This is a genomic window from Pseudomonas sp. GD03858, assembly GCF_029840925.1.
Classification (GTDB): Bacteria; Pseudomonadota; Gammaproteobacteria; order Pseudomonadales; family Pseudomonadaceae; genus Aquipseudomonas.
Map to the genome: position 1 here is coordinate 1 of NZ_JAOCDM010000120.1, position 17,278 is coordinate 17,278.

The following is a 17,278-nucleotide window of genomic DNA, read 5'->3' on the forward strand; positions in this document are numbered from 1 at the left end:
CACAGGCACTGCAACTCTAAAGATTCAAACGCGGAACTGATCCATCAACCCCTGCTGCTGGTTGGCCAGGCTGTTGAGCGACTGGCTGACCCGCGCCGACTCGTTGGCCTGGCCGCTCAGCGACTCGGTGACGTCGCGAATGGTGGCGACGTTGCTGTTGATTTCTTCGGCCACCGCGCTCTGCTCTTCGGCGGCGCTGGCGATCTGCAGGTTCATGTCGGTGATCACCGTCACCGCCTGGCCGATGCGCTGCAGCGCGGTCACGGCCTGGCCGACCTGCTCCACGCCGCCCTGGGCCTGGCGATGGCTGCTGTCCATGGCCCCGACCACTTCCTGGGTGCCGGCCTGCAAGGCCTCGATCACCTGGCGGGTTTCCTCCACCGACTCCTGGGTACGCCGCGCCAGGTTGCGCACTTCATCGGCGACCACGGCGAAGCCGCGCCCGGCTTCGCCGGCCCGGGCCGCCTCGATGGCGGCGTTGAGCGCCAGCAGGTTGGTCTGCTCGGCGATCGAGCGGATCACTTCGAGCACCGTGCCGATTTTCTCGCTGTTCTGCGCCAGGCCTTCGACCTGGGCCATGGCGCTGCTCATGTCGGCGGCCAGGGTGTCGATGCTGGTGGTGGTGCGGTCGATCACCGCCAGGCCCTCGCGGGTCGCCTGGTCGGCGTCGCGCGCGGCCTGGGCGGCCTGGGCCGCGCTACGGGCAACGTCCTGGGCGGTGGCGCTCATTTCATGGGAGGCCGTGGCCACCTGGTCAACCTGGCGATACTGCTGCTCCATGCCGGCGCTGGTCTCGGCGGCGATGGCCGCGGACTGGTCGGCGGTGCCGCGAGCGGCCTGCACCGAACGCTTCACTTCGGCGATGGTCGGCTGCAGCTTGTCGAGGAAGCGGTTGAACCAGCCGGCCAGCTCGCCCAGCTCATCGCGCTTGTCGTACTGCAGGCGACGGGTGAGGTCGCCTTCGCCACTGGCAATGTCCTTGAGCATCGCGGCCACGCCGAGGATCGGTCGGGTCACGCCACGGGCCATCAGCCATACCAGCAACAGGCCGGCGATGGCGGCGGCCAGGCCCAGGCCCAGTTCGAGCAGGGTGCCGCTGGTGTTGAGGGCGTCGAGTTCCTGCTTGAGCGCTTCGGCCGGGCCGGTCAGGGCATTTTCCGGTACATCCAGCAGCACGCCCCAGGGCTTGCCGCCGGGGATCGGTTCGAAGGCGGCGAGCACTTTCAGGCGCTGCTGGTCATGCGCGATCTGCAGCTTGCCCTCGGCCAGCTTGCGTACCAGCTCCGTGCCCTGGGTCCTGTCGACCTGGTCGAAGCGCTGGGCCAGTTTGCCGGCGTCGGCGCTGTAGCCGGCGAGCAAGCCGACCGGGCTGAGGATGCCGACGGTGGTGCGGCCTTCGTACAGGCCACGGCTGGCGTCTTCGCTGAGGGCCTGCAGGCTGTTGAGGTTGATGTCGATGGACAGGGTGGCGATGACCTTGTCACCGGCCCTGAGCGGGAAGACGATGCTGGTCATCAGCACCCGTTGGCCATCGATGTCATAGAAGTAGGGTTCGACCACGCAGACCTTGCCGCTGCTGCGCGGGCAGACCCACCAGGTGTTGGCGGGCTGGCCGCTGGGGCCGATCTCGGTGTTGGCCATGTCGTGCTCGGGCAGGGCCATCGAGGTCAGCTGGCCGGCACGCGGCTGCGACCAGTACAAGGCGAAACGCCCGGTTTCGTTGCTGCCCAGTTCGTCCTGGCCGGCGAACAGCTTGTCCTTGCCATCCAGCGCGCCCGGTTCGAATACCAGCGACAGGCCGAGCAGGTCGGGGTTGGCCTGCAAGGCTGCGCGCACTTGCGCGGTCAGGTCCTGGCGCAGGTCATAGGCGTCGAGGAAGCGCTTTTCGGCCTGCTCGCGCAGGAACAGGACCTGGCGGGCGAAGCCGGCGCCGTACTGATAGGCGTCCATGAACTGGCGGCGGATATTCAGGGCCTGGACCTCGCCCTGTGACTCGATGCGTGACTGGGCGGCCTCGGTGAGCATCTGCATGCTGCTGGCCTTCACCAGGTCCGAACTGTGGTCCATGCGGTACAGCGAAAGGCCGACCAGCAGGGTGACGATGCCGGCCAGGCACAAGCCTGCCAGCAGGGTGATCTTCCATTGGATGGAAAGTTGTCGCAGCAAAGGCATGGGGAAAATCCCTTGTAATAGGTTTGATGCTGCCGAGTGTGTCGGCGACCAGGGAGTTTTCTTTATCCATGCGTTCAATAAAAATGTACGACCTTGGTCTATTCCTACGTCCTGAAAGGACGCAAGCGGCTTTGACTTCCGCTTAATCGTGCATCAGAGTGTGCGCCCTTCATACAACATCCTCAGTTTCGGTCACGGCTCCGAGCAGCCCGTCGCTGGAGCGCCCGCTTTTTCGTCTGTAGTAACGAGGTTCGCACACTAATGAATGCAGTAATTGTCGCGGTAGGACTGATGCTGGTCCTGAGCCTGTCCCGCGTGCATGTCGTCATCGCCCTGATAGCCGGCGCGCTTGCCGGAGGGCTGGTGGGTGGCCTGGGTATCGAGGGTACGCTCAAGGCGTTCAATGGCGGCTTGGGCGGCGGTGCGACGGTGGCACTGTCCTATGCGCTGCTGGGGGCCTTTGCCGTCGCCATCGCCAAGTCGGGCCTGGCCCACGCGCTGTCCGATCAGGCGCTGATGATGATCAATCGTCAGCGGCACAGCGATGGCGGGGAGGTGAAATGGGTTCTGGTCACGCTGATCCTGATCGTGTCGGTGTCCTCGCAGAACCTGGTGCCGATCCATATCGCGTTCATTCCCCTGTTGCTGCCTCCCTTGCTGTACGTGCTGACCCGGTTGCGCATCGACCGACGACTGATCGCTTGCGTGATCACCTTCGGCCTGATCACGCCGTACATGTTCCTGCCGGTGGGGTTCGGCAATATCTTCCTCAACGAGATCCTGCTGGCCAATGTCAGCCGCGCGGGGGTCGATGTCAGTGGCGTCAACGTCACCCAGGCCATGGCCATTCCCGCCGCCGGGTTGTTCGTAGGGCTGCTGATCGCGGTGTTCTTCAGCTATCGCAAGAAACGCGACTATGACCTGGCGCGCATCCAGGAGGTCGAGCAGGTGGATGTGCGCTACACCCCGAGAACCTTGCTGGTGGCCGCGGGCGCGATCGTCGCCGCATTCGCCGTTCAGCTTTGGCTCGGCTCGCTGATCCTGGGGTCGCTGGTGGGCTTCCTGCTGTTTTCGCTCTCGGGCATCGTGCGCTGGAAGGAGAGCGACGACCTGTTCACCGAGGGCATGAAGATGATGGCGATGATCGGCTTCATCATGATCGCCGCGTCTGGCTTCGCCGAGGTGATGAAGGCCACCGGCGAGGTGAACAGCCTGGTGGAGACGTCGGCGCAGTGGATTGGCCACAGCAAGGCAGTCGGTGCGTTGCTGATGCTGCTGGTGGGCCTGCTGGTGACCATGGGCATCGGCTCCTCGTTCTCCACGGTGCCGATCCTGGCCGCGATCTTCGTGCCCTTGTGCATGCAATTGGGGTTCGACCCATTGGCCACGGTCTGCATCGTCGGCACCGCCGGTGCCCTGGGCGACGCCGGCTCGCCGGCATCGGACTCCACCCTCGGACCAACCTCCGGCCTGAATGTGGATGGCCAGCATCACCATATCTGGGACACGGTGGTGCCAACGTTCATTCACTACAATCTGCCCCTGCTGGCCTTCGGCTGGCTGGCGGCGATGGTGCTTTGAGCCGCGATCCGGGCTGCTCGATCAAAGCGCAAACCCCCGATCGTCCTGCGTGTTATTGGGGCTGCTTTGCAGCCCTTCGCGGGTAAACCCGCTCCCACAGATACAGGGTAAGCTCCGAGCGTTGCGCGGCCCTGTGGGAGCGGGTTTACCCGCGAAGGGGCACAAGGCCGCCCCAGCTCCTCAAGTGAACAGCATTACGATCGTCCCGTGGGGTTTCAGCCGCGAGGTGGGGCCGGGACGATGCGATTGAGCACAGTGCTGCCGTCCTTGCTGCGGGTCAGGTAGACCGGCAGCACCTTGGGCAGGGTGTCGACCAGGCGCGCAACCTCGGCGATGTTGTAGATGCCGCTGATGCGGATAGTGCTGGTGCTTTCGTCGGCCAGCAGCAGCGGCTTGTCGAGGTAGCGGTTGATGACGGGCAGCGCCTGGCCCAGGCTCAGGTTGTCCAGCACCAGCTTGCCGCTGCGCCAGGCCAGGCTGTTGCCATAATCGCTGCTCTGGATCAGCTCGGGCTCGAAGTCGCCCTTGTGGTAGCTGGCCTGCATGCCAGGGCCGAGACGGTAGCCTCCGCCGTTGCCGGTGCTGCTTACCAGCACCGAGCCCTCGACCAGTGTCACCTCGACCTGGTCCTCATACTTCCACACGTTGAACTGGGTGCCGGTGACCCGGGTCTGGCCGTTGGCGGCGCGGACGATGAACGGGTGGTTGCTGTCGTGCGTGACCTTGAAGAAGGCCTCGCCCTTGACCAGGGTGACCCGGCGCTCGTCCTTGTAGTTTAGAAAGCGCAGCTCGCTGTTCAGGTTGAGCTCGACGCTGCTGCCGTCGCTCAGGCGAACGTGGGTCACTTGCTGGCTGGTTTCAAAGTGCTGGTAGCGGTTGGGAAGCCAGCCTTGCTCCCAGCCGATCCAGCCGGTCAGGGGCAAGGCGAGCAGGGCGATGGCCGCTGCCGAGGCATAGGGTCGCCAGTGGCGCACGCGCCGCTGGAGCTGCGGCGCTGGCTTGAACTCGACGACTTCGGCGCTGCGCGGGAGCAGGTCGGCGGTCTGCCAGATTTCCAGCATCGCCTGGTATTCCTCGGCATGCCGTGCATCGGCGGCCAGCCACTGAGCGAAAGCGTCCCGTTCGGCCGCCGTGCAATCTTCGCAGTGCAGGCGCATGCACCAGTGCGCGGCGGCATCGGTGATGACATCGTCTTCGTTGGGAAGGTGGCGGTCCTGGTTCATTTCGGCTCCCGGTTTTGCCGGCATTCTACCCTTGGCGGGAGCTTCCGAGAACGAGTTAATGGCGAATGACTATCAATTGTATGATTTTTCGTCGTATATGCGTTTGAGTCCCATCTGTGTCAGGCGAAGGCCTGACACAGGCGTCAGAACTCTCTGTCAGCCACGCGCAGGGCAGTCACCAGCGCGGCGGGCCGTAGTAGACCGGTGGCGGGCCGTAGTAGCGGCGATACATGGGTGGCGGCGCCGGCACGTAGCGTTCCACCACGTAGGGCTGGTAATAGACCGGCGGCGGGGGCGCCTGCACGTAGACCGGTGGCGGTGCGTAGACCGGCTGTGGCTGAACGTACACGGTGCGGTCATGCCCGCCCGAAACGGCCGCGCCGACCACCGCGCCAACCACTGCGGCGCCGATCACGGGCCCCGGGCCATACCAACCGCCGCCATGGGCCGATGCCTGCCCGCTGATGGCCAGCACGCCGACCAGCAGGGCGATTCCGGGGATGAGACGTTTCATGGTGATACCTCGCAGGAAACCCCGTGCTCGGGGCTTGCCTACTATGACCGCAAGGTGTGTCAGGTGCGCCAGGGGCAAGGGTAAAGGTTGTGTAAGGGGCGACCAGCGGTCAGGTCTGGTACGCTCGGATAATCGTTTCAGCAAGGACCCAGGAGCCGCGATGAGCATTTCACCCAGCAGCAACACTGTTCTGTGCATTTCCCTGGCCGGGCGCCCCGGTACCTTCGGGGTGCGCTTTCACAATCACCTCTACCAGCAGCTGGGGCTGGATTACTACTACAAAGCCATGACCACGCAGGACCTGCCGGCGGCCGTCGGCGGTATCCGGGCGCTGGGTATCCGTGGCTGCGGCGTGTCGATGCCCTACAAGGAGGCGTGCATGGCCTTGGTGGACGAGATCGACCCGTCCGCGGCGGCCATCGACTCGGTGAACACCCTGGTCAACACCGATGGGCATCTGAAGGCGTACAACACCGACTATCTGGCCGTACGCCAACTGCTCGAGCGACATCGCGTCGACCCTGCCACTGGCTTTGCCCTGCGCGGCAGTGGCGGCATGGCCAAGGCCGTGGCCAGCGCGTTGCGCGACGCCGGCTTTCGCGATGGGATCATCGTCGCCCGCAACGAGCAGGCTGGGCGCCAGCTGGCCGATGCCTGCGGTTATCGCTGGCTGCCCGAGCTGGCTGATCGTTGCCCGCCATTGCTGGTCAATGTCACGCCGATCGGCATGAGCGGCGGGCCGGAAGCGGACCAGTTGGCTTTCCCGGAAACGGCCATCGCAGCGGCCGAGCGGGTCTTCGACGTGGTGGCGATGCCGGCGCTTACGCCGCTGATCCGGCACGCGCAGGCCCTGGGCAAGCCGGTGATCACCGGCTTGGAGGTGATCGCCCTGCAGGCGCTGGAGCAGTTCGTGCTGTACACCGGCGTGCGACCGACGCCGGCGCAGGTGCAAGCGGCGGTGGCCTATGCCCGGCAAGCCTGAAGCACTCGCTACTGGCGATTCGGTGTGCTGACAAGCGCGGGCAGATGCCGTTGGCGCCGCTTCGCGGGCAAGCCCGCTTACGAACCCGGCTCCTTGCGTGACAGCGCAACCCTGCAGGCGTGCGCTCAGACGATCTTGTGCCCCTTGTCGAGCCGCTCGTCGACCAGTGCCCGGCCATGGGCCAGGGAGACGTGCTGGGCATTGTCCAGGTCGGAAAACAGCTTCATCGGCATCGAGATCCGCTTGCTGGTGTGGCCTTCAGGATCGGTGATCAGGCACCCGGCGGCGTAGGGCAGGGGAGAATCGGGGTGGGGTATCACGCTGGCGGTGATGATGTGGTCGCGGTATTCACAGTGAAGGGTTTGCATCGTCCTTACCTCGCTGTGGCTTGGAAGCGCTATTACCTCCATATACCACAGCGAGGGGCCGGGAGTTTCCGGCCCGACGAGCGCGAGCGGACTGATCAGCCTTTCAGGTCGGTCGGCTGGATCACCTCGACCCAGTAGCCATCCGGGTCCTTGACGAAGGCCAGGTGGTTCATGCGGCCATCTTGCAGGCGTTTCTGGAACGGTACGCCAAGCGCCTCGAAGCGGGCACAGGCGACGCGCACGTCCGGCACCGAGATGCAGATGTGGCCGAAGCCGCGCGGGTCGGTGTTGCCATTGTGGTAGGCGAATTCAGCGTCGTGCTCGGTGCCGTGGTTGTGGGTCAGCTCCAGCACGCCCGGGATCGACTTCATCCAGCGGTGACGCTCGGCGTCATCGGCCGGGATTTGCGCCGGGTCGACCAGGGCCAGGAAGTACAGGCTGAAGGCCGCTTCCGGGAAGTCGCGCTTGTCCACCAGGCGGAAACCCAGCACGCGGGTGTAGAAGTCCAGCGATTTCTCGATGTCCTTGACCCGCAGCATGGTGTGGTTGAACACGAAGTCGGCGGTGGCGGCGTCTGGCTGGGCGGTAACGCCGGGCAGGGTTTGCAGATCGTGCAGGCTCATGGGTACTCCGAAATCAGGCCTAGTCATTCAAGCGGGCCATGATACGGCAGTGAGCCTGTAGCGCAAATGAAAGCGCCCCGCACGAGTGCGGGGCGCCGGAATTAGAGGCCCGCATGTGCGGGCGCGTGATGGGGTCGCTAGTCCTTTAGCTGGTTCGATACTGCGCCAGTGCTTGTGAAAAAAGTGTGAAGTGCTTGTCGAGGTTTCATCAGAGCACCCAACTTTCCACCGTCTGCGCGCCGTACTGTTCTTTCCAGGCCTTCAGGCCCCGGTGATTGCCACCCTTGGTTTCGATCCGCTCGCCGGTGTGCGGGTTCGCGTAGACCTTCACCACGCGTGGGCGCCGCTGTTGCTTGACGGCGCTGGCGGGGGTGCGGGTCACGGCCTTGGGGTCGAGAATGGCAATGATGTCACGCAGGTTCTTGTCGTAGCTTTTCATCAGGCCGACTAGTTTCTGCTCGAATTCGATTTCGCGTTTAAGGCCGGCATCCTTTTTCAGCGCCTCCAATTGTGCCATTTGTTCCTGAAGCGCTTTTTCGGCAGCACGAAACTCTGCAAGTCTGGACACTGTCATCACTCCTGTAAGTCTGCCGTGGCATGACGTGACGAACATGAAAACTGCATTGGACGCCGGCCACGCGGGTGGGTGAAGCTGTTCGCTGAGTGAGAGTGTAGTGGTCGCCGGCAAGTGGGTAAACAGCAAACTTTCAATCAATTAACCGGGAACTTTGCCGGTTTTTTCGCGGTGTATTCGAAACGTGCCTCGCAGCACCTTGGTCGCGGCCTTAGACCATGGTCCCATGGTGCGCGCTAGAGCGATCGGTTGAAAATTAACGATGATGGTCGAAATGTATTCGTCCTTCCTGTAGTGCCGGAGCAATCGGTTGCCCGGATCGTTTTTATGCCCTTCTTTTGGATGTTTCCTCGCATGTTTGCCCCTTTCCCCATCGCCCCTGGGCGCCGTGTTACCGGCCTGTTTTTCCTGTGCGCCGGTATCAACGCTCAGGCCGCCGGCTTTCTTGAAGACAGCAGTGCCAAGGTTGAAGCACGCAATGTCTATTTCAATCGGGATTTCCGTGACGGCCATAGCAGTTCCAGCCAAGGTGCGTCGAAGCGCGAAGAATGGGCCCAAGGCTTTATCCTCAATGTCCAGTCCGGTTATACCCAGGGCCCGATAGGCTTTGGCGTCGATGCGCTGGGCATGGTCGGCTTCAAGCTGGACTCGAGCCCCGCGGACAGCAACAGCGGCTTGCTGCCGTCCTCCGGACATGATCCGCGCCACTCCGCCGACCAGTACGCCAAGATGGGTGTCGCCGGCAAGGTGAAGGTCTCCAGGACCATGCTCAAGTACGGCTCGATGATGCCGGACGTGCCGCTGCTCAAGTACAACGATGGCCGCTTGTTGCCGACCATGTTCCACGGCGCCTGGCTGACCTCCGAAGAGGTGCGCGACTTCAAGTTCACCCTGGCACGCTTGAACCAGTACACCGCACGGGACTCCAGCGACCGCCAGGATATCCGCGTGCATTGCAAGAACAAGCGCTATGCCTGTGACATCGAGGCCGATCACTTCGACCTGGCCGGGGTCGACTACCGCTTCAACGATCGTGTCAGCGCCCAGTACCAGGTATCCAAGCTGGAAAATATCTACCGCCAGCACTTCCTTGGCCTGGTCGCCAGCCAGCCCCTGGAGGTTGGCAGCCTGTCGGCCGACCTGCGGCTGATCAAGAGCGACGATATCGGCAACGCCCGCGCTGGCCGGATCGACCACCGCGCCTTCAGCGGCATGCTCGGCTACAGCCTCGGCGGGCACAAGCTCAGCGCCGGCTGGCAGCGCATGTTCGGCGACAGCGCCATGCCGTACCTCGATGGCAGCAATCCCTACCTGGTCAACTATGCCCAGGTCAACGATTTCGCCGCCGCCCAGGAGCGCTCCTGGCAGGTGCGCTACGACTACGATTTCAAGGCCCTGGGCGTGCCCGGCCTGACCTTCTTCACCCGCTACATCAACGGCGACAACATCAAGGTCCCGGGCAGCAGCGCCGAAGGCAAGGAATGGGAACGTGACAGCGAACTGAAGTACCAGGTGCAGAGCGGCACGTTCAAGGATGTCAGTGTGCGCCTGCGCAACTCCACCTATCGCAGCAACTATGAGAAGTGGGCGCGTGACATGGACGAGACCCGGGTCATCGTCAGCTACAACTTCTCGATCCTCTGAAGGCCTTTGCCAAACATCGGTGGTCAACCGACAATGACCACCGGTCTTCAGGCAGGTCAGGTGATGAAACAGCTGTTATTGATCGGTATCGGCCCCGGCGATCCTCGCCAGGTCACCTACCAGGCGGTCGAGGCCCTGCGGCGCGCCACGGTGTTCTTCGTGCTCGACAAGGGCGCGGGCAAGGATGAGCTGACAGCCCAGCGCCGGGCGATCCTCGAGCGCTATCTGCCCCAGGGCGGCTATCGCCTGGTGCAAGTGGGCGACCCTCTGCGTGATGGCCAGGCGGCGGACTACGTGGGCGCCGTGCAGGATTGGCACGCCCAGCGCGCCACGCTGTACGCCCGGCTGATCGAAGACGAGCTGGGTGTCGACGACGTTGGCGCTTTCCTGCTCTGGGGCGAGCCTGGGCTGTACGACAGTACCCTGCGTATCCTCGACCTGGTCCGTGAGCGTGGGGTGATGCTCGAGCTCGAGGTGATTCCCGGCATCAGCAGTGTCCAGGCCCTGGCCGCCAGGCATCAGATCCCCCTCAACCGCATCGGCGAGCCACTGACCGTGCTTCCTGGGCGACGCCTGGGCGAGCAGGCACGGATCGACAACGTGGTGGTGATGCTCGATGGCCAGTGCGCATTCGCCGCGCTGGAGGATCCGCAACTGACGATCTACTGGGGCGCTTATCTGGGCACGGCCGACGAGCTGCTGGTGAGCGGGCCGTTGCCGGCGGTGAAGGCGCGCATCCTCGAATTGCGCGAAGCGGCGCGCCGGCGCAAGGGCTGGATCATGGATACCTATCTGCTGCGGCGCGAGCTGTAGCGATCGACGCCGCCTCGGCGCTGCTCGCTCACGCCTCCAGCGCGGTCTTGAGCACCGCGCTCAGATGCCGTCGCTGGCTCTTTTCATGCTCGAGCAGGACCATGCGCCGGGTCAGTTGCGGTTCGCCGAAAGGCAGCACGGTGGCTGGCGGCAGGCGCCCGAGGTCGTCATCGCTCATGGGGATGATTGCCACGCCCAGGCCCATGGCCGCCATGCGGGCCAGGGCTTCCTGGCTGTCCAGCTCCATCTGCTCGCTGACCTGCAGGCGCTGGCGGCGCAGTTCCTGTTCGATCTGCCGGCCGGCCCAGGCGCGTTTGTCGAAGCGCAGGAACGGTTGGCTGGCGAGCAGCTGCGGCAGGCTCTGTCCCGCCAGTTCGGGGCTGGCGATGGCCCAGAAACGGTCCTCGAACAGCGGCGCGTACCGCAGGCATTGTGGGTACGGGCTGACCGGCTCGGTGGTGATCGCGGCGTCCAGCTCGCCGTCCTCGACGCGTCGGGCCAGCTCGGCCGACATGCCCGAAACCACGCTGACGTGCAGCAGGGGGTGGTGGGCCTTGATCCATACCAGGGCCTGGGGCAGGCGCCGGGCCAGTACCGTGTGAATGGCGCCGATGCGCAGGCGCCCGCGCAGGCTGGGCGCGCTGGCCAGGGTATCGGCCAATTCGTCGTAGGCGGCCAGGATGCCTTCGGCGCGGGCCACCGCGAGCTGGCCGGCCTCGGTCAGCATCACCTGGCGACGACTGCGGTCGAACAGGGCGACCTGCAGTTCGTCTTCGAGCAGCTTGATGTGCAGGCTGACCGCCGACGGCGTCAGGCTGAGCAGGTCGGCGGCGCGGGCGAAGGTGCCATGGCGGGCGATGGTCACCAGGGTGCGCAGGGCTTTGAGGGACACGCGAAAGGCTCCGGGGCGAGCAGGTGAGGGCATTGTCCGGCCCGCCCCGATCGCTGGCAAGCGCCTAGCGCCGATGGCGCCTGAGCCAGCCGTCCAGGCTCAGGCGTCCGGCGCCCTTGAGCAGCAACGGTGCCAGCGCCACCAGATAGATCAGCGGCAGTTTGTAGTTGCCGTATCCCTGGTCGGTGATCGCATAGCCCCGGCCGAGGTCGGCCAGGCTCGACCATTGGCTCGGCCAGTGCACCGCGGCGATCGCCACCACCGTCACCACCATCAGCAGCGCCGAAGCCAGGCGCGTGCCCAGCCCGAGCAGCAGGAGCACTGGGCAGATCAGCTCGGCCCACATCGACAGCTGCCAGTTCAGGCCGGCCGGCAACAGGTCGAAGGGAAACGGAAAGCTCGACTGCAGGTCGGCGAACCAGTTGCTGCCGTTGAACTTCTCCAGGCCCGACTCGAAGAACTCCCAGGCCAGGAACAGTCGTAGCGGCAGGTCGGCGCCCCAGTTGCCGACGCGGTCAAGAGCGGTAAAGGGGCGATTGAGGGTGAGCGAAGGCATGATCGGGCTCCGGATGTTCAGTTGGACAGTGATGGGGTGGCCCGGCGCAGGCGCAGGGCTTGCTTGGCGACGAGCTTCAGGGTGATGGCGGCGAACATCAGGGCGAACGCCAGTGGGTAGCCGCCGCCCAGTGGAAGGCGCTTGTAGAACGACAGGCAGAACACCGCCGCCAATACCCAGGTGCCGGTGCCGTGCAGACCTTTCCACAGGCGCGGTCCGAGCAAGCGCATGGGGGCTTTGAACGAAGTGAGGGTCAGCAGCGCGATGAACAGATAGCCGACCGAGCCCGGCAGGTTCGCCAGGGCCGTGCGGCCCGCCCAGAACAGCTCCGGGAAGCGTGTGGCGTAGAGCGCGATCAAGCCGCCGTGGACTGTATGCGAGAAGGCGAATGCCAGGCCCAGGTAGCGCCGCTCACGTATCAGCTGACGGCTGAAGGCGCCCGGCAGCAGGGCGGCCAGCGTCGAGGCGAGGAACGTCAGCAGAAACAGCGCGAACGAGCTGCGGGCGGTAGCGCGAATCGCACCGCGCAGGCCATCCGCGCCAACGGGGGTCGTGGCCAGCACGCTTGCGGCCATCAGTAGCGTCAGGGCGGCGAGGACGGCGAACAGCCGCCAACCGGAGGGCAAGGGTAGGGCTTTCATGGGCGATTCCCGGGACAGGCGGCGATGGCGGGATGCCGTCGCGCTGAGCTGGCCGGGAGTGTGCGGTGCCGGGGTATCTGCCGTGTGTCGCGGGGAGGGGGGGTATGTATCGGTCTGTAGCTGGTGGGCTCAGCGGTTGCTGCTCAGGCGTTGCTGCGCCGCCGCGCAGCCGTTGATGTCCACTGCCTTGCGCAGATGGGCCAGGCGCTGCTGCGGATCGATCTCGGCCAGCAGGCGGTAGATCTCGGCCTGGTAGTCGCGCTGGCGCCCCCACTGCATCTGCAACCCTTGCGGGCGGGTGCGGCTGCAGGCCAGTCGAGTCGCAGGCTGCGGGTAGTACGGTGCGTACAGGGTCGCCATGCTGGGCACGGCCTCCAGTGCTTCGCGGTAGGCGGCACTGGTGTTGTACGGCTGGCACCAATGGGCGATCGCCAGGGCGGGTGGGGCGAAGCCTTGCTTGAGGCTGGCCTCCAGCAGCGGGCAGGCGGCGTCGGCAATCTGGCCGGCCGGCAGGTAGGTGGTGTAGTACAGGGCCAGGCGGTACTGGGCCACCGGATGGCCGAGGGCGACGGATTTTTTCAGCAGCGCCACCGCCGTGGGCAGGGTATGGGCCATGGCCTGACCCTGGCGACTTAATTCAGGATCGCCGCTGGCGGTGCGCAAGGGGCTGGCGTTGGCGTCCTGATTGTCGGCCTGTTCCAGCAGCGGCAGGGCCTGGCGGTAGAGCAGATCGGCATGGGGGTCGATGTTCACCTCCAGCGCCTGCGCGACCGTCGCCGCCAGCAGCAGGGGCAGGCATATGGCTCGACGTGCGCGGTGGCGGTGGCCCTGATGCAAGGTCGCGGGCTGGGGGGCGGCTGGATAGGTCATGACGGGTACGCGTGTGCCTCGGGCGGATCAGGAGCGACGACAGCGTATTCTAGCCAGCCAAAGCCTTTCGCTGAAAGCCCGGCAAGGCACTATCAGACCAGCTTGATCGGCGAGACCTTGCGCAGGGCGTGTTTATCCTGGGCCAGGCCGAGCTTGGCGGTGATCACCTTGGCCAGGGCGTTGTTGCCCAGGTCGTTGAAGTGCAGGCGATCGACGAACAGGTTTTCGCTGAATACCGGCGAACTGCTGAGCATGCAATTCATGTCGTAGCAGGGCACGGGGTCGGCCTGGCTCTTGATACGCCGGAAGAAGGCCATGTGCAGCTGGCTGTCGTAGGTGCTGTCGATCAGGCGGTCGAAGTGGGTTGGCTGGCGGTTCAGGCGATCCAGCATGGCCTGTTCGGCGCTGGGCAGGTTTTCCCGGCACCAGGGCAGCAGAGGCTGGAGGATGAAGGTGAGGGTGGTATGGCCATCGGCCAGCAGGCGCTCCCACTGGCGCAGGGTGCGGCCGATGCAGTCGGCGGCGCGGATCAGGCGCTTGTCGGGGCTCGACAGCGCCTCGAGCAGTGGCCATTGCGCTGGCCGGCGCGGCGCGAAGAGCTGTCCAAGGCGTTGCAGGAACGACTCGCGCCGCGGCGGAGCAGGCGGCTGCACACCTTCGTTGAAACGGTTGAGAAACGCCTGGTACGTCTGGCCGTTGTGAGGGTCCTGAGTGCCCGCGAGCATTTCGCCGAGGGTTTCCTGGGCCAGGGTGTTCAGGCCACTGAGCACGACCACATGGCCGATCTGGCCGACGCGGTGCTGATGGGTGAGGAACAGCAGCAGCTCCTGCGTTGCGTTCAGCCCGCAGCCGGCCAGGCTGAGCCAGATTTCCCCGGTCAGCACCGACAGGTACGACGCCACGGTATGTTCGTCGGAGCTGGCACCGATGCCCATGGCGGTGGACCCGCCCACCAGCAGGTTGACCCGCGCGCCGCCGCCGCGCTCGGCCAACGAGAAACGCTTGCCGGCGCAATGGCTGTAGCGCATGCCCAGGGCATCGGTATTGATGGTGCCGGAGCGATAGCCGCGCTCGTGGATGTACAGGGTGTGCGGTGCCCGCCGACTGCCCAGTTGCAGGAAGTGCTGATAATCGGTCGGCAGGGGGGCGGGAGCATCCATGGCGGCGGTGGACGAGGCATCGATCGTGGTCATGGACGCTCCTTTGGGCAGGGCGGGCTCAGGCAGCCAGTTCCCTGAGGTTGTAGGCCAGGCCGACGGCGGCGATCAGCAGCAGCGCGACCCCCGAGGCCAGGCTGATCAGGCGGTTGGCGCGGGACGAGGCAATCCTGCCGATGGCGAAGATGTACAGGCTGAGCACGGCGAAATCGATGACGATCCACAGCAGCGACAGCACCACCATGCTCTTGCCGAACGACTCGGTGATCTGGATGAACTGAGGGAAGAAGGAAATGAAGAAGATGATGTCCTTCGGGTTGGAGATGCCGACCATGAAGCCCTGCAACAGGCCGCCACGGCCCGCCTGCACGGCAGGTTCGACGGGGGCGGGCGCGGTCGGTGCCGGTGCCTGGAGCGCCTCGCGCAAGGTGCCCAGGGCGATGTAGCCGATGAACAGGCAGCCGAGCAGGCTCATGCCATTGAGCCAGGTCTTGTCGATGGCCGCGCTGGTCATGATGATCCAGGCGGCGGCGCCGATCAGCACCAGCGAGGCCCAGTTGGTTCCGACAGCAGTGAACAGGGCCTTGCGCGAGCCCGAGGCGGCGGCGGTGTTGACGATCAGGGCCACCACCGGGCCGGGCGTGGCGATCAGCAGCAGGACGGTGAGGGCGTAGGTAGCGGTCAGTGCGGTATTCACGTTCAGTTCTCGATCAGTGATTCGGGTGTCGCATGGGCATGGAAGGGGCAGCGCGCCGGGTTGAGCGAGCCAGGCTCCTGCAGTTGGTACTGTTTCCACTCGAAGTTGTCGTCCTGGCCGAAGAAGCCGAGCGAGTCGGGCATGACACCGTCGTTGTAGTGGCGCACCCGCTCACGGATACGGGCGCGAATGCGCTGGCCGCTTTCGGTGGTGGCGCTGGCCACTTCGTCGAAGCTCTCGCGGGGGTTGATGACGAAGGCGATATGCTTGCCCAGGTTGCGGCTTTTCATTTGTCGATGGGCCGGGAAGTTCATGTTGATGAACAGGGGCATGCCGGCAAAGCAGAACGACCAGCGGGCGTCGTGCGGATCCTGTGGCACTTGCGCCGGCCACGGCCGCGGATCGCGGGCATGGACCTGGCGCAGCACGTGCCAGGCCAGGGCCTGCTGCTGCGTCAGCGAGGTGTCGGGGGTGGTCTCGAGGAAGACCAGCAGCGGGTTGCCGATGCGCTGCTTGAGCGGGATCGGCTCGATCGTGCTGATGTACTCGGCCAGCCCTTGGGCCATGTCGTCCGCCAGCCGGGCGGCCTGGGCGAAGACGATGTGGCAGGTGCGCGCGGTGACCGCCTTGCGCCCGAAGAGGCAAGGGAAGTCAGGGTTGGCCAGGGTTTCCTTGAAATGTTCTATGGTCTTGTGCGTCCAGTGGTGTTTGTTCTGGACATGTTCATCGGCTAGCTCCAGCGCATCCAGGCGGTAGCAGTTTCCATAACCCGTAAACATGATTTCCCCAGGTATATCCAAGTGCCGCGTTAAATGAATTTTTCAGTCATATTCAGGCTGTTTGGCTATATGTAATTGTTATTTACCAGCATTTTCGGAGATGGCCACCACGTTGTAAAACGCCTGGAACTATGACCTACTATTAGCCTCGCTCATGCTCTGGAACGCCTCATGTCTGAACGGATTCAAGCCTTGCATGCCCTGCGTGCCTTCGAAGTGGCCTCGCGCTACGGCTCCTTCACCCGCGCGGCCCAGGAGCTGGCGCTTACCCAGGGCGCGGTCAGCCATCACATCAAGACCCTCGAAGCGCTGTTCGGCTGCGATCTGTTCGAACGTCGCGGCCCCAAGCTGCGCTTGACCGAGCACGGGCGGTTGCTGGCCCAGGAGCTCAAGGTCGGTTTCAAGATCATCGAGAACGCCTGCGCCCTGTTGCGCCAGGATCGCTATGGCGTGCGGCTCAAGGCGCCGTCCACGCTCACCGTGCGCTGGCTGCTCAGGGCCCTGGATGGCTTCAAGAAGGTCGACAACAGCTGTTCGGTGCAACTTTCCAGCGTGTGGATGGACATCGACGCCGTGGACTTCTATTGCGAGCCCTACGACTGCGCGATCCTGCTGGGCAACGGGCGCTTCCCGGCGGAGGTGGAGAGCCTCAAGCTGTTCGATGAATGGCTGATCCCGGTATGCCATCCGAGCTACCTCGATTCATCCACCCCGGACCTGTCGGTGCTTGAGCGCTGCGAGTTCCTGCATCCCTCGCCGGACCGACGCGACTGGCGACGCTGGCTGGCACGGGTGGACGCGCTGGACGTCAGCATCGACCAGGGCCAGGTGTTCGATACCCTCGACCAGGGCATTTCCGCCGCCCAGCAGGGCCTGGGCATCTCGGTGGTCGACCTGGTGCTGGCCAGCGCCGACCTGGCCGCCGGCAACCTGGTCACGCCGTTCCCGCAGGCCGTGGCCACCGGCGACGGCTACTACATGACCTGGCTCAAGGCCAGCCCCAAGGCGCACCAGATGCACAAGCTGCGCGATTACCTGCTAGCCCAGGTGCCGCCGCTGGCGCACAAGGACATCAGCTACCTGTACGGCTGAGGTTGGTGGGTGGCGGCGGCTGTGCTCGAGAAACAGCGCGCCGCTGGCTGTCAGGGGCAGCACTTCCAAGGTGTTCGCCGCGAGCCTTGCAGCGCCTATC

General features: G+C 64.8%; 18 protein-coding genes. 5 read left to right on the forward strand and 13 right to left on the reverse strand.

Annotated features, from left to right (window positions below):
- Window positions 1-24: 24 nt before the first annotated feature.
- On the reverse strand, window positions 25-2,172 hold the full coding sequence (locus tag N5D48_RS22530; RefSeq protein WP_279888105.1) for a methyl-accepting chemotaxis protein: 2,148 nt from the start codon (window positions 2,170-2,172) through the stop codon (window positions 25-27).
- A gap of 261 nt (window positions 2,173-2,433) precedes the next feature.
- On the opposite strand from N5D48_RS22530, the gene N5D48_RS22535 reads away from it, so the two are divergent.
- Complete coding sequence (locus N5D48_RS22535) at window positions 2,434-3,753, forward strand: Na+/H+ antiporter NhaC family protein (protein WP_279888106.1); 1,320 nt, start codon at window positions 2,434-2,436, stop codon at window positions 3,751-3,753.
- A 215-nt stretch (window positions 3,754-3,968) separates the two neighbouring features.
- On the opposite strand, the gene N5D48_RS22540 is transcribed toward N5D48_RS22535, so the two are convergent.
- Complete coding sequence (locus tag N5D48_RS22540) at window positions 3,969-4,976, reverse strand: FecR family protein (protein ID WP_279888108.1); 1,008 nt, start codon at window positions 4,974-4,976, stop codon at window positions 3,969-3,971.
- 175 nt (window positions 4,977-5,151) lie between these two features.
- Window positions 5,152-5,490, reverse strand: coding sequence for a hypothetical protein (locus tag N5D48_RS22545; protein ID WP_279888109.1), 339 nt, complete (start codon window positions 5,488-5,490; stop codon window positions 5,152-5,154).
- A 160-nt stretch (window positions 5,491-5,650) separates the two neighbouring features.
- On the opposite strand from N5D48_RS22545, the gene N5D48_RS22550 reads away from it, so the two are divergent.
- Window positions 5,651-6,472, forward strand: coding sequence for a shikimate 5-dehydrogenase (locus tag N5D48_RS22550; RefSeq protein ID WP_279888110.1), 822 nt, complete (start codon window positions 5,651-5,653; stop codon window positions 6,470-6,472).
- Between the two features lie 125 nt (window positions 6,473-6,597).
- On the opposite strand, the gene N5D48_RS22555 is transcribed toward N5D48_RS22550, so the two are convergent.
- From N5D48_RS22555 to N5D48_RS22565, 3 genes are all read right to left on the reverse strand, one after another.
- Complete coding sequence (locus N5D48_RS22555; protein WP_279888111.1) at window positions 6,598-6,840, reverse strand: hypothetical protein; 243 nt, start codon at window positions 6,838-6,840, stop codon at window positions 6,598-6,600.
- A gap of 95 nt (window positions 6,841-6,935) precedes the next feature.
- Entirely contained in the window at window positions 6,936-7,463 is a 528-nt protein-coding gene (gene gloA, locus N5D48_RS22560; protein ID WP_279888112.1) for a lactoylglutathione lyase, read from the reverse strand.
- A 208-nt stretch (window positions 7,464-7,671) separates the two neighbouring features.
- Window positions 7,672-8,031: a histone-like nucleoid-structuring protein, MvaT/MvaU family gene (locus N5D48_RS22565; protein WP_279888129.1), complete on the reverse strand. Its 360-nt coding sequence runs from the start codon at window positions 8,029-8,031 to the stop codon at window positions 7,672-7,674.
- Between the two features lie 360 nt (window positions 8,032-8,391).
- On the opposite strand from N5D48_RS22565, the gene N5D48_RS22570 reads away from it, so the two are divergent.
- Both N5D48_RS22570 and cobF read left to right on the forward strand, forming a co-directional pair.
- The gene (locus tag N5D48_RS22570; RefSeq protein WP_279888113.1) at window positions 8,392-9,681 is read left to right on the forward strand and encodes an OprD family porin; all 1,290 of its coding nucleotides are present in this window, start codon (window positions 8,392-8,394) and stop codon (window positions 9,679-9,681) included.
- Between the two features lie 63 nt (window positions 9,682-9,744).
- Window positions 9,745-10,494 (forward strand): precorrin-6A synthase (deacetylating), encoded by a 750-nt coding sequence (cobF, locus tag N5D48_RS22575; protein ID WP_279888114.1) that lies wholly within the window; start codon window positions 9,745-9,747, stop codon window positions 10,492-10,494.
- 28 nt (window positions 10,495-10,522) lie between these two features.
- Here the strand turns inward: cobF and N5D48_RS22580 are convergent, their stop codons facing one another.
- The 7 genes from N5D48_RS22580 to N5D48_RS22610 all read right to left on the reverse strand — a co-directional run bounded on the left by N5D48_RS22580 (window position 10,523) and on the right by N5D48_RS22610 (window position 16,086).
- Window positions 10,523-11,386 (reverse strand): LysR family transcriptional regulator, encoded by an 864-nt coding sequence (locus tag N5D48_RS22580; protein WP_279888115.1) that lies wholly within the window; start codon window positions 11,384-11,386, stop codon window positions 10,523-10,525.
- A 64-nt stretch (window positions 11,387-11,450) separates the two neighbouring features.
- Complete coding sequence (locus N5D48_RS22585) at window positions 11,451-11,942, reverse strand: DoxX family protein (protein WP_279888117.1); 492 nt, start codon at window positions 11,940-11,942, stop codon at window positions 11,451-11,453.
- Between the two features lie 17 nt (window positions 11,943-11,959).
- A complete protein-coding gene (locus tag N5D48_RS22590) occupies window positions 11,960-12,583 on the reverse strand; it encodes a ferric reductase-like transmembrane domain-containing protein (RefSeq protein ID WP_279888118.1) in 624 nt (207 codons plus the stop codon).
- Window positions 12,584-12,712: 129 nt separating this feature from the next.
- Complete coding sequence (locus N5D48_RS22595; RefSeq protein WP_279888120.1) at window positions 12,713-13,453, reverse strand: sel1 repeat family protein; 741 nt, start codon at window positions 13,451-13,453, stop codon at window positions 12,713-12,715.
- 92 nt (window positions 13,454-13,545) lie between these two features.
- A complete protein-coding gene (locus tag N5D48_RS22600; RefSeq protein WP_279888123.1) occupies window positions 13,546-14,646 on the reverse strand; it encodes a hypothetical protein in 1,101 nt (366 codons plus the stop codon).
- Between the two features lie 25 nt (window positions 14,647-14,671).
- Complete coding sequence (locus tag N5D48_RS22605; protein ID WP_279888125.1) at window positions 14,672-15,307, reverse strand: LysE family translocator; 636 nt, start codon at window positions 15,305-15,307, stop codon at window positions 14,672-14,674.
- Window positions 15,308-15,309: 2 nt separating this feature from the next.
- Entirely contained in the window at window positions 15,310-16,086 is a 777-nt protein-coding gene (locus N5D48_RS22610) for a YqcI/YcgG family protein (protein WP_279888127.1), read from the reverse strand.
- Window positions 16,087-16,257: 171 nt separating this feature from the next.
- Between N5D48_RS22610 and N5D48_RS22615 the strand changes: the two genes are divergently transcribed.
- Entirely contained in the window at window positions 16,258-17,178 is a 921-nt protein-coding gene (locus tag N5D48_RS22615; protein ID WP_279888128.1) for a LysR substrate-binding domain-containing protein, read from the forward strand.
- The last annotated feature ends 100 nt before the right edge of the window (window positions 17,179-17,278 follow it).